The sequence below is a fragment of the Gemmata sp. SH-PL17 genome (genome assembly GCF_001610855.1).
Taxonomy (GTDB): domain Bacteria; phylum Planctomycetota; class Planctomycetia; order Gemmatales; family Gemmataceae; genus Gemmata; species Gemmata massiliana.
Map to the genome: position 1 here is coordinate 5,478,708 of NZ_CP011271.1, position 12,541 is coordinate 5,491,248.

A 12,541-nucleotide genomic window follows, 5' to 3' on the forward strand; every position below is an offset into this window, starting at 1 on the left:
CGAGCGCGAGGGGCACTGGTGCCCACCTCTCACTAACCGGCGCGCGCCGGCCGTTCGCCCGGACTCACTGTTTCGGCTTGGGCTGCGTGGTGTACGGCGCGTCGTCCGTGCGGAACGGCGAGGCCGGCAGCCCCTCTTTGTTAAACAGGTTCAGGGTCGGTTTGGCGAAATTTACCCACCCGTAGCGCACAGCGACCGGTTCGGCAACCGCTTCGCTGGTGAGAACGACGGTGTCGTCCTTGATGGTTGCCTTCGCCGGGTGGAACTTCCCGTCCTTGCCCGCGACCGTGAAGCCCACGAGGTCGCCGTCCTTCGCGACCAGCCCGCCGCCCACGTGCGTGAACGTCAGCGTCGCGGTGTTGCTCGCGAACTTCGCTTCCTTGAGCATCGGGCCGTAGTACTCGATCTTCTTGCCGTACTCGATGCCCAGCGCCGCGAGCGCGAGGCGCTCACCGACCGGTCCCTTCGGCTTCGGGTGGATGTCGGTTTCGTTGCCAATGTCGGTGATCACCGCGATCCCGGTTTTCGGCAGAGTCTTGGCCGCGTACAGTTGGGAATCTCGCAGTTCGGCGTAGTCGGGTCTGTTCGCATCACCGCGAAATGGGGCGAGTTGAACGAGCATGAACGGCAGGTCGCAGTTGTACCGCGCGCGCCAGTCCTTAATCATCGTCGGGAACAGCGTGCGGTACTCGTAAGCCCGACCAGCGTTCGATTCGCCCTGGTACCAGATCGCGCCCTTCGTCTTGAAGTTCAGGATCGGGAAGATCATCGCGTTGTACAGTGTGCCGGGTGTATGCGGCCCCAGATCGACCGGTTTCTCGCCGGGCTTGGCCGGCTCCTTCGGGACCGGCTTGCCTTCGGCCTTGGCCTTGTCCGCGGCTTCTTTCCACACCGCCAGTGCCTTTTCGTAAACCTCAAGTGCCTTCTTCTGGTCGTACTCGTCGTAGGTCTTGACGATGGACCGGGCGCGATCGGCGTAATACTTCAAGCTCGGTTCAGCGTCGAGCGCTTCGAGGCTCGTCCACGCTTCGGCCGGGGTGCCGCCCCACGACGAGTGGATCAGCCCGACGGGAACACCGAGTTCCTTCTGGAGCTTCTGGCCGAAGTGGTATGCGACCGCGGAGAACCCGCCGATCGTGTCCGCCGAACTCACGTCCCACTTCGTGAGGTGTCCGAGGTCGTCCTGATTGGTGATCGGGCGCGGCGCGGTCCGCTTCTTGACGGTGAACAGGCGCAGGTCCGGGTTCGTCGCGCCCTCTTTCACCTTGGCCGGGTCTTCGCTGATGTTCACGGACCATTCCATGTTGGACTGGCCGGAGCAGACCCACACCTCGCCCACCGCGACGTTCTTGAACGCGACTTCGTTGTTGCCCTTTACGGTGAGGGCGTAGCCGGTGCCGGCCTTCTGCGCCGGAATCTTGACGGCCCATTTACCGTCCTTGTCCGCGGTCACTTTCGTGGTGGTCGCGCTCGCCTCGTTCGCGGTCTTTCGCGCCAGCGACACGGTAACCGACTCGCCCGCGTCGGCCTTACCCCAAACGACGATATCCGTGCCCTGTTGGAGCACCACGTTGTCGGAAAAGATCGGGTGCGGTTTCACATCGGCGCGGGCGGTACCCAGCGCCAGCACGCTCACCGATACGGCGAGCAGTACGGCCTTGAACGGACGCATGGAGAGGGCTCCAAGTGTATAAGTGGGAACGCGAATGGTAGGCGGAAGACAAAGTAAACTGCGGCCCGGCGAAAGGCAACGGAGCACTTACGAGTTTGCGCGGCGCGAGAATGTTACGACCCGAACAGATCAAGGACCGGCTTCCCGGCGCTCACGGCCCGCGTGAACCCGTCGGACCCGAGCTTCGTTTCCGGAGCCACGTCGAGCGCGTGGAACAGCGTCGCGCCGAAATCTTCGGGGCTCACCGGGTTGTCTTTCACATACGCGGCGATCCTGTCGGACGCACCGTACACCGCTCCACCGCGAACTCCCGCGCCCGCGAGCAGCGCCGAGTAGCACGCCGGCCAGTGGTCGCGTCCCTCGCCACTCACACGCGGCGTGCGGCCGAACTCACCCACCAGCACCACGAGCGTCGTTTCCAATAGCCCACGGTCTTCCAGATCGCCGAGCAGTGCGGACACGGCTTCGTCCACACGCGGAAGTGCCCAACTCAGCCCGAACGCAGTGGAGCCAAAGATGCTGCCGAGGCCCGGCCCCGTACCGTGCATGTCCCACGTTTGCACGTTGCGAAACGCCTCGCCCGGCGGAAGCCCGGTCCACGCGGTCACGCTGACGAGCCGCGTGCCTGCTTCGATGAGTCTGCGTGCCAGGAGTAAGTTCTGCCCGAGCGGGTGACGCCCGTAACGGTCCCGCATGCGTGCGGATTCCCGGTCGAGATCGAACGCCACACGCGCTTCGGGACCGGTGAGCAGATCGACCGCCTTCTCGCGGTACTTCCCCATGTTCGCGGCGTCCGCCCCACACGCGGTCTGATTGGATTCGACACGTGCGAGGAGCTTCTGCCGATCGAGCAGCCGGGGTGTCGGGACGTCGGCGGGTGAGTCGAACGACTTCACCTTGAAGCCCGGCGCGGACGGGTTATCGAGATCGGTGCCGACGCGCAACGGAGCGTAAGCCGCTCCGAGGAAGCCGCCCGTGAGGTAACGCGGTTGCACGTCGCCGGCTATGTTCTGCAACCACACGTAAGGCGGGACGTTTCTGGTCGGCGGGCACAGTTTCGCGACGACCGAACCGTAATACGGGGTGCTCTCGGCGGGGCGCGAATGGCCCGTCATACAGACGTGCATTCCGCCGTCGTGATTGGGGTCGCCGTGGGTCATCGACCGCACGAGGCAGTACCGATCGGCGAGCCGCGCCAAGCGCGGGAGGTGTTCGCAGATCCGCACGCCCGGAACGACGGTCGCGATCGGTTTGAAGGCCCCACGAATCTCCGCGGGCGCGTCCGGCTTCATGTCGAAGCTATCGATCTGGCTGCACCCGCCGTACTGCACGATGAAGATGCACGACTTCGGTTTTCCGCGACGCGGACCGCCGCCTCCCGGTGACGCGCGCAAGAGTTCCGGTAACCCCAATCCGAGAACGCTGATTCCGCCGAGTTGGAGGAGTTGGCGGCGATTGGGAGGCGTGTGGGGGCTGAATTTCATGGCGGGTACCCACGAATTCGGCGGATTGTGAGGCAGGACTTTTGAGCATACCACAACCACCCGCCGACCCGAGCGCGGATTCTGCTACGCGCTCACCACTAACTTCGCCGCCGCCAGTGCCCCGGCCGCAGCCCCAACGAACGGTCCGACGATCGGCACCCAGGCGTAACCCCAATCGGACCCACCCTTCCCCGCAATGGGCAGAACCGCGTGCGCAAGGCGCGGACCGAGGTCGCGGGCCGGGTTGATCGCGTACCCGGTCGTGGCGCCGAGGCTGAGGCCGATTCCCCACACGAGCGCGCCGCCGAGCGGGGCCGCCAGCGCGCCGTTGATGCCCTTTTCCACAACGGCCGTGCCGACGAAGACCAACACGAATGTCGCGAGTGCTTCGCCGAAAACGTTTGCGGGAAAGTGGCGAATCGCGGGCGCGGTGCAGTAACACGCGCGCTTCAGTTCGGGGTCGGGCGTTTCGGCCCAGTGCGGGAAGTAGTGCAGCCAGACGAGTGTCGCCCCCACGAACGCCCCCGCGACTTCGGAGGCGGCGAACATCAGAGCCTTGTCAACTTGGAGACCAGCGGTGAGAACCGCCGCCAGTGGCCCGACCGGGTTGATGTAGCCCGGCGCCCCGATTGCCTTCGCGGTGTACACGCCGGCCATCACCGCGAAGGCCCAACCCGCGGTGATAGCCATCCACCCGGCGTTCTGGGCCTTCGACTTGTTCAGCAGAGCGCCCGCAACGACCCCGTTGCCGAGCAGAATCAGAACCGCCGTACCAACGAACTCACCAAGCACGTCGTTCACGAGGCACCCCGGGAGAGATTTACGAGTCCCGAAGCGTACCCGCGCACGCGCCCGTGTGCCACGCGCAGGGGTTAAGAATTTCCTCTTTCGGCCGCAGCTCGCATCGCGCTCCAGGCCGCTTCCACGTCCGCGCGCTCGGTCGTGATCGAGCCCACCGACACGCGGACGATCCAGCGCCCCGCGAGGACCGCGGGCGTGAGGTACGCCGCTCCCGAAGCGTTCACGCGCTCCGCCCAGTCGCGCGTGTGGGCGTCGAGCGCTTCACCGGAAAGTCCCGGCGGTTCGTGAACCAAACACACTGTTTGAAGCGGCACCGGGGCCACCACGCGCCAGCTCGGGGTGCGCGACACTTCTCCCGCGAGCCACGCGGCGTTCGCGATGTCGCGCCGGAGCCGCGCCTGTAACCCGGACACCCCCTCGGCGCGAATGAGGCACCACAGTTTGAGTGCGCGAAACCGACGCCCGAGTGCGATTCCCCAATCGCGGTAGTTCGGTGCCTTGCCATCTGCCTGCGTGCGCAGGTAGCTCGGGCTCGTGGACATTACTCGAATGAGGTGCTCGGTGTCGCGAACGTAGAACAGCGAGCAATCGAACACCGCGCCGAGCCACTTGTGCGGGTTCAACACGAGCGAATCTGCCCCTTCGATCCCGGCCCACATCCCTCGACACTCGGGGAGAATCATCGCGGAGCCGGCCATTGCCGCGTCGACGTGAACCCAGATCCGGTGTCGCGCGGCAATTTCCGTGATCGCCCCCACCGGGTCGAGCGCGGTCGACGCCGTAGTGCCCGTCGTAGCGACCACCGCACACGGCACCTTCCCCGCGTCGAGGTCCGCGCGGACCGCCGCGTCGAGTGCATCGGGGCGCATCGCAAACGCATCATCGACGGGAACGGCGCGGACGTTGTCGCGCCCGAACCCCGCGAGCAGGGCGGCTTTCTCCACGGAACTGTGGCTCTGCGTTGAAACGTAGACTACCAACGGCTTCGGTTCGCCCTGCAATCCCCCGCGCACGAGCGAAAAGTGACTCGCACGCTCGCGCGCGCAGAGCAGCGCGAGTAGGGTCGAAGTAGACGCGGTGTCCTGAATCACCCCCGACCACGCGGTCGAAAGGCCGACCATCTGGCGCATCCAGTCGCACGCCAGTTCTTCCAGTTCGGTAAGTGCGGGGCTGGATTGCCAGTTCAAACCGAGCTGCCCCAACCCCGTACTGAGGAAGTCGCCCAGCACGCTCGCCAGTTCCGCGTTCGAGGGGAAGTAGCCGAAGAACCGCGGGTGCTGCCAGTGCGTGAGTCCGGGAAGGAGGATCGTGTTGAGATCGGCGAGCACCGCGTCGAACGGTTCGGCGGCAGTGGGCGGTTCGGTCGGCAGTTGGGCACGGATTGCCCCCGGCTCGGTGGTCGCCCGCACCGGGCGGGTCGCAATCGTAGCGCGGTAGTCCGCAATGAAGTCAATTAAACGGTGACCGTATTCGCGAAACTCATCGGGAGTCATCGATACCTCAGTGAACAGCGAAGGGCATTCTTCCCATCTTGCGGTGCGGGAAGCGCATATTTTCTGCGCGTGGTACAGTTCCGGCCCGTACCGCGAGCAAAAAATGCCCACCTTCAACACACCGCAATGAAGCCCATCAGTTCACGCGGAACCGTGCAAGGGCAGTTTCATCGAGTTCCACGCCCAGTCCGGGACCGTCCGGAACCTTCGCGTATGGCGGGCCGAGGTCGAGCGGGCGCGTGACGATCTCGCCGTCGTGGTAGAACGGGCCGATGGTGTCGGCCGGGAACGTGTCGCAGTCCACTTCCGGAAACGCGGCAGCGACGTGCAGCATCGCCGCGGTGCCGATCCCGAGTTCCAAATTGCTCCCGATCGTGCAGCGAAGCCCGGCCGCCTTCGCGACCGCAATGATTTCGGCCGTGCCCGCGATCCCGCCGTGCTTGCCCGGGTACACGCTGAAAATATCGGCGGCCCGGTGAACACTCAGTAGCCACGCATCTTGGAGCGTGAAAACGCTCTCGTCCGCCATGATGGGCGTGGTCGTGTCGCGACGGAGTTCCGCGAGAGCGGCCGGATCGCCCGCGGGAATGGGCTGCTCCGCGAGCAGGAGGTCCAGGTCCGCGAGCGCACGAAGGCAGTATTTCGCCTGCTGAATCGTCCAGCCACAATTGGAATCGATTGTGACCGGAATGTGGCGCGGGGTCACTTCGCGCACGGCCCGCACGCGGGCGATGTCGGTTTCCGGATCGAGTCCGGTCTTCACCTTCACGCACGACACGCCGAGCGCAAGGTGCTGCTCGGCCATCGCACGCGAACCGGGGACGTCGCGCGCCCACACGACGAGTTTGATGCGCACCCGGTCGCGGACCTTTCCCCCTAAGAGTTGGTACACCGGGACGTTCGCGGACTTGCCCGCGATGTCCCACAGCGCCATTTCCACCGCGGACTTCGTGAACGGGTTCAGTTTGATGATGAAGTCCATCGCCCGGCGCGCGGCCGTGATGTCACGCGGGTCGGTGCCGACGAATTGCGGCGCGATGTACTCCTCGATCACCGCGACCGTCCCGCGCTGCGTCTCGCCGGACCACAGACCGGAAATGGTCGCTTCACCAAGCCCCACGATCCCCGCGTCGGTGTGAACCTTCACGATTACGTAGGGCGACGTAACGTGTTCCCCGTGTGCGGTCTTCGCGGTCATGCCCTTTTTCAGTGGAACGCAGACCGGAATCGCTTCAATGCGAACAATCTTCATGAAGTGCTCTCGTGTCGGGTGATTCGAGGATGAGTTCTGGAACTGCCGCGAATACTCACTTCTTCAGGGCCTTTGCAATTGCCTCGTTCATTCGCTTCTCGCTCCCCGGGTTCACCCAGCACCAGTCACCCAAGTTGCTGTCATTTTCCTTCCAGGCGCGTTCGATCGGGATGTACCCCGGGCCGCACTCGCCGTACCCCGCGACCAACACGAAATCACCGGGCCGAGCTTTCTGTGCAGCGAGCTGGAACTCGACGTAGCTCTCCGCCGGCAACAGCGCGAGCGCAGCACTGCCGAAGTCGAGTACGGGCAGGTCAATTGGTTTGCCCGCGTCACAGCGTTTCTTCCAACTCAGCCCGAGCGCGGCGAGGCACTGCCCGAACGGTTTCGGGTCGTCAGTCAGACGCTTCATGAGTGCCTTTTCCGAGAACCCCTCGGATGTGCGTGCCTCCAGAGAGATCGGCGTTGAGCGGAAAGTCACTTCTTTCACCGCGGTCTTCTTCGTCGCCTTCCACGCGGCAGCCATTGCAGAATGAATACGGTCGCCGAGCACTTCGCGGTTGGCCGGGTCGCCGTCGTTGTACTTGCCCGCGGTCACGTTCCCGCCGCACCCGCTCGCGTACATCTGGAACACGCCCGGGGTATCGGCTTGGCGCCTCTTACGAGCCATTCCGACGAAGTCCGCGGTCACCCCGCCCTTCCCGTAATAGCTCATCGGGTGCGTCGCGTAGGCCGAAAGCCCACACAGCGGTGTATCGCCGTTCCAGAAGCTGAGCGTCTTCAGCAACGGGTCAATGGTCCCCTCTTCGCCCGCGCGCACTTTCGGGTCGCGGCTCGCGGACATGCGGTTATACTGGACTTTCCCACTCTCATCGAGGTAGCGCCGGTTCGACGCGACCTTCTCCACCTTCGCCTCGCCCGTCCCGATGTGCGTGACGGGGCGCGCGTTCTTCAGACATACTTTGGCCGCGCTCGCAACGCGCGCCCCGGCCTTCGTCAGAAACGCGAGATCACAAATCGCACCTTTGGCCTTGTGTTTTTCGAGCAATTCCTGGGCTTCAAGGTCCATAATCGGTGCGTCGTGCTGGTGCAGCGCGCAGAGCATCACGCGGACCGGGTCGGTGTCCACGGCCAAGGCGATCGCCTCACGAAAAAGGTCGTAAGCCCCGTTCCGGATCTCGCACCAATCGAGCGCCACGAACACGACCGGTTTCCCCGCCCCACTCAGCACGAACCCGTGTGCGAGCAGTGGATCGACGATTTCCTTGGCCGGCGCAATGCCACCGCCCATACACGGGTGACCAATCGGGATGGTCACTTCCGCGTCGAAAGTCGCGAGCGTGAGTTTGGGTTCGGCTGCCCGAACCGGTGCGAACGGGGAACCGACCGTTAAGGCAATGGCTGCGCCCATTGCGTCGCGTCGAGTTGGGTTCATGGCGGGCCTCGTGGTATGCTGGTGTGCGGACACGAGTGTACTCGGAGTTCCGCGCGTGTTCACGATCGAGGACAAATCGTTTCTTCGCACCATCCTCGCGAACCCGTCCGACCTGACCGCGTGGCTCGTTTACGCCGACTGGCTCGACGAACACGACAACCCGCTCCACGCCGAATTTCTCCGGCTGGAGGTGCGCCGCGGGCAGCTCCGCAACGCGCAGTTCGAGTGGTACACCGTGGAAGCGCGGCTCCGGGAGCTCCGAGCCGAACTCGATCCGAATTGGGTCGCGGTCTTCGACCGACCGGAAATCGAAAACTGCGAAAACTTGTTCCTATTCAGGTGCCCCAAACAGTGGGAGAAGCTGAAACCCGTCGACACCCCGGCGGTCCGGTACTGCAGTTCCTGCCGGAAGAACGTGTACTTTTGCCACACTCTACCCGAAGCGCAAGAGCACGCCCGCTTGGAGCACTGCGTCGCGATCCAACTCGACGTACCGCGCTACCCCGGCGACCTGGCGCCCGGGGCACAAGAGGAACCCGTCCTGATCAGAATGGGGATCATGATTAGAACCCCGGAGCCCGAACCCGCGCCGCGCAGACCGTGGTGGAAATTCTGGTAACCGGTCCCGGCAGCGCGTTCGGGCGCCCGGCTCTCGTTCCTGCCGAGCGCGAAAGACCTTCTTCAGACGCACAAATCAGCGAATCGGGGTCGCTCCGGGTTCCGATCGCGGTATTGGGCCGGGAACGCCTCGGAAGGCGCTCGCCGCCGGTCTGCGGGTTCCTAGCATATCCGCGAACCGGTCTGCGGGCCGGTACGTAACACACTTGGCACCCCGTTATCGGATCGCGCCGCCCTTTAATTGGCCGGCCCCCGGAGACCGCCTAATGGCCGAAGACGTCGTCGTCGAGACCCGCAGCCTGACGAAAGTATACCGCGACTTCTGGGGTCGCAAGAAAAAGACCGCGCTCAATGCCCTCGACCTCAAAATCCACAAGGGCGAAATCTTCGGCCTCCTCGGGCCCAACGGGTCCGGCAAAACCACTACCATCAAACTGCTCCTCGGGCTCCTGTTCCCCACGAGCGGCGACGCCTTCGTGTTCGGCGAACCGGCCGCCAAGGTCGAAAAGAACGAGCGCATCGGCTACCTGCCGGAAGAGTCCTATCTGTACCGGTTCCTCAACGCCGAAGAGACCCTCGACTTCTACGGCCGGCTCTTCAACATCGACCCGGACACCCGCAAGCGCCGGGCGGCCGAACTCATCGAGCGCGTCGGGCTGGGCGCCGACAAGAAGCGCATCCTGAAGGAATACTCGAAGGGCATGCGGCAGCGCATCGGACTGGCCCAGGCGCTCATCAACGACCCGGAACTCGTGATCCTCGACGAGCCGACGTCCGGCCTCGACCCGCTCGGTACGCGGTGGATGAAGGACCTCATCCTCGACCTGAAGGCCCGGGGCAAAACCGTCCTGATGTGTTCGCACCGGCTCGAAGACGTGCAGGACGTGTGCGGGCGCATCGCCATTCTGTACAACGGCGACCTCCAAACGCTCGGCAAAGTGTCCACGCTCGTCGAGGACGCGGTGCGGCTCGAGGTTCGTGCTAGCGGGGTCAAAGAGTCGCCGGAACTGAAAGCGGACCTGGAAGCCGTGTTCAAGAAGCACGGCGGCTCGATCGAAACGGTCGGGCACCCGTCCAGCACCCTGGAAGAACTGTTCTTGCGGGTCATCGAAGAATCGCGCGCCCGCCCGGGTCGGCGCTACCTGCCGCCCGAAGAGGCGACCCGTAGCGCGGCGGCCCCGAGTGCGGCGCCGGCCGCGACCGCACCCGCGGCGGCCCCGGCTTCTCCGCCGCCCGCGCAACAGCAGCAACAAAATCAGGGCAAGAAGAACAAGAAAAAGCGCTGAGCCCCGAGTCGGGGTCGGAAACGTATCCGTGAGCGGTCGCCGGACCGCGCGCCCGTTGTTTCACGAGCTTTTTGGCCCCTTCATGAGTCATGAGGGCCACCGGTACTCGCCAGCGGCGCAGTCGCTGGCCCCCACAGGGTTCTCAAGGGCTCCCCCGATGTCGTCGGCGCTGTTCGGGATTCTGCAACTGGACCGGGGCGACCCCTACGGGTACGCACAGGTGACGGGGCTGCTCCAGGCGTGGCTCCAGGACGCGGGCGGGTTCGCGGCCATCGGCTTGGTCGTGTACCTCATCTACGCCCTGAGCACGCCCACGGACAAGTCCGAGTCCGAGCGGCTCCGCGTGCCGGTGTCCAAGTGGATGCTGGTGACGGGCGCTATCAGCCTCGTCTGTTACGTGGTCCTGCTCGTGCTCATGGTCCTGAACCGCGGGGCCCAGCCCGTGGTCCCGGTCCCGACCACGGGCGAGGCGGTCCGGGCCGAGCCCCCGGTAGTGCACCGGGAACTGCAACCGATGGTCATGATGATCGCGGGGCTGTTCGCGCTGCTCGGGTTGGGCGAACCGTTCGCCCGGGATCTCTTCAAGACGCTCCGGCGCAACGTGTCGTTCAACGCCTCGGGCGCGGTCCGGTTCTGGGGCGCCCTCAAGGCCTATTCGGGCGAGTTGCTCACCCGGAACCGCGTCATCGCCCTGATCGGCGCGCTGGGCACCTACGCGGTAATCGGGGCGGTCCTGTTCGCCGTCGGGGTCCCGCGCCTCACGGCCATCTGGACGTGGCTCCTCGCCGTGGGCGCCGGGGTGTTCCTCGCGGCCCTCGCGCTGCTCATGCTGTTCGAGGCCGAGGGCCCGGTGTGGGCCATCGCGAAGCTCAGTTTCAAGGAAGCCGTCCGGAGCCAGTTGCTCTGGGTGTTCCTCATCGTCCTGCTCCCGTTCCTGTTCCCGGCCCAGTGGTTCATGCCGATCAAGCCGGCGGACGAGCTGCGCACCACGACCGCGCTCATCACGGTCTTCATGAGCGTCCTGGTCCTGTTCCCGGCCGCGCTGCTCGCGGCGTTCGGCATCCCCAACGACATCAAGAACCTGAACATCTTCACCGTCGTGTCGAAGCCGGTGGAGCGCATCGAGATCGTGCTGGGCCGGTTCATCGGGTACACGGCCCTCATGACGCTCGCGCTCCTGGCGCTGACCGGGGTGAGCGTGGTGCTCATCACCAACACGTCGATCTCGGAGAAGGCCCGCGAGGAGACGTACAAGGCCCGCGTGCCGCACCGCGGGAAGCTCGAGTTCAAGAGCCTCCGGGCCGAGGACCGGCAGGAGAAAAAGGACTTCGAGGGCACCAACGTGGGCCGCGAGTTCGACTACCGCCGGTACATCGCCGGGCACGAGAAGTCCCCGCAGCGGGCCATCTGGAAGTTCGCGAGCGTGCCGGCCGAAATGGAGCGCCCCGAAGGGGACAAGGTGCCCGTCGAGTTCACGTTCGACGTGTTCCGCATGACCAAGGGCGAGCAGGACAAGGGCGTGATGGTCAACTTCACGCTCGTCACGCAGAACGCCCCGCTGCGCCAGCCGACCAAGGACGAGGGGGCCGAGTGGCAGTGGGTGGACACGGCCCGCCGGGACCAGTACCTGGCCCGCGCCGAGGAGTACCGGCGCCAGGGGTTCCAGGTCGACCGCGCCCAGCCCGGCGACCCGGCGTGGGCCAAGGTGAACGAACTCGCCGAGGAGTTCGGGTTCTTCGAGTACAAGGGCAAGCCGGTCTTCGACTACGCCGTCATGGGGATCGAGGTGCCCGCCGGGCTGTTCCGCAACGCGAACGGCGCGAAGGCCCCGCCCGGCAAGGACGAGAAGGGCGAGCCGCTCCCGCGCCTCACGATCCAGGTGAAGTGCGAGAGCGAGGGACAACTCCTGGGCATGGCCGAGCCGGACCTGTACCTGCTCCGGAACGAGATGCCCTACGCGGTCAACTTCTTCAAGGGCACGGTCGGGCTGTGGTGCCGGCTGTGCATCGTGATCGGGATCGCGACCGCCCTGAGCACGTACCTGAGCGGCATCCTCGCGTTCCTGGGGACCGCGCTCATCTACATCACCGGGTTCTTCACGGACCACCTGAGCGACCTGGCCACCGGGCGGAACATCGGCGGCCCGTTCCAGAGCATGTCGCAGATCGTGAAGGCGGAGCAGTCCACGACCCCCGCGTCCGACACGGCCTACACCCGCACGCTCCTGCTCGGCGACAAGTTCGCCGCGTGGGTCTACCGGCGGATCCAGAACGTGATCCCGGACATCGACTCGTTCAGTTGGGGGCACTTCGTCTCCGAGGGGTTCAACATCAACACCGAGTACCTCGTGGTGAACGTGCTGGTCACCTTCGGGTACCTGATCCCCTGGGTGATCGTGGCGTACTACCTCATGAAGTCCCGAGAAGTTGCCGCGTAAGGGCGCGCCGCGCCCGGCACTCACACGGGCCGGGCGCGGACCTGGGTTCCGAACACCGAACAC

9 protein-coding genes are annotated in these 12,541 nt (G+C 65.2%); 3 read left to right on the forward strand and 6 right to left on the reverse strand.

The features are described 5' to 3' along the window. Positions 1 to 64 precede the first annotated feature (64 nt). The 6 genes from VT84_RS22490 to VT84_RS22515 form a co-directional block, all read right to left on the reverse strand. The gene (locus tag VT84_RS22490; RefSeq protein ID WP_082841057.1) at positions 65 to 1,672 is read right to left on the reverse strand and encodes a sialate O-acetylesterase; all 1,608 of its coding nucleotides are present in this window, start codon (positions 1,670 to 1,672) and stop codon (positions 65 to 67) included. A gap of 113 nt (positions 1,673 to 1,785) precedes the next feature. Further along, a complete protein-coding gene (locus VT84_RS22495) occupies positions 1,786 to 3,156 on the reverse strand; it encodes a DUF1501 domain-containing protein (protein ID WP_082841058.1) in 1,371 nt (456 codons plus the stop codon). An 84-nt stretch (positions 3,157 to 3,240) separates the two neighbouring features. After that, positions 3,241 to 3,957 (reverse strand): MIP/aquaporin family protein, encoded by a 717-nt coding sequence (locus VT84_RS22500; RefSeq protein ID WP_082841059.1) that lies wholly within the window; start codon positions 3,955 to 3,957, stop codon positions 3,241 to 3,243. A gap of 71 nt (positions 3,958 to 4,028) precedes the next feature. Further along, positions 4,029 to 5,450 (reverse strand): pyridoxal phosphate-dependent decarboxylase family protein, encoded by a 1,422-nt coding sequence (locus VT84_RS22505; RefSeq protein ID WP_082841060.1) that lies wholly within the window; start codon positions 5,448 to 5,450, stop codon positions 4,029 to 4,031. A gap of 136 nt (positions 5,451 to 5,586) precedes the next feature. Continuing rightward, on the reverse strand, positions 5,587 to 6,702 hold the full coding sequence (locus VT84_RS22510) for a mandelate racemase/muconate lactonizing enzyme family protein (RefSeq protein WP_082841061.1): 1,116 nt from the start codon (positions 6,700 to 6,702) through the stop codon (positions 5,587 to 5,589). Positions 6,703 to 6,757: 55 nt separating this feature from the next. Continuing rightward, positions 6,758 to 8,137, reverse strand: coding sequence for a hypothetical protein (locus VT84_RS22515; RefSeq protein WP_082841062.1), 1,380 nt, complete (start codon positions 8,135 to 8,137; stop codon positions 6,758 to 6,760). Between VT84_RS22515 and VT84_RS22520 the strand changes: the two genes are divergently transcribed. From VT84_RS22520 to VT84_RS22530, 3 genes are all read left to right on the forward strand, one after another. Further along, a complete protein-coding gene (locus VT84_RS22520) occupies positions 8,136 to 8,756 on the forward strand; it encodes a TIGR02996 domain-containing protein (protein WP_162271810.1) in 621 nt (206 codons plus the stop codon). The genes VT84_RS22515 and VT84_RS22520 overlap by 2 nt on opposite strands. 265 nt (positions 8,757 to 9,021) lie before the next feature. After that, complete coding sequence (locus VT84_RS22525) at positions 9,022 to 10,041, forward strand: ABC transporter ATP-binding protein (RefSeq protein WP_239465443.1); 1,020 nt, start codon at positions 9,022 to 9,024, stop codon at positions 10,039 to 10,041. Positions 10,042 to 10,198: 157 nt separating this feature from the next. Next, positions 10,199 to 12,478 (forward strand): ABC transporter permease, encoded by a 2,280-nt coding sequence (locus VT84_RS22530; RefSeq protein ID WP_082841064.1) that lies wholly within the window; start codon positions 10,199 to 10,201, stop codon positions 12,476 to 12,478. The last annotated feature ends 63 nt before the right edge of the window (positions 12,479 to 12,541 follow it).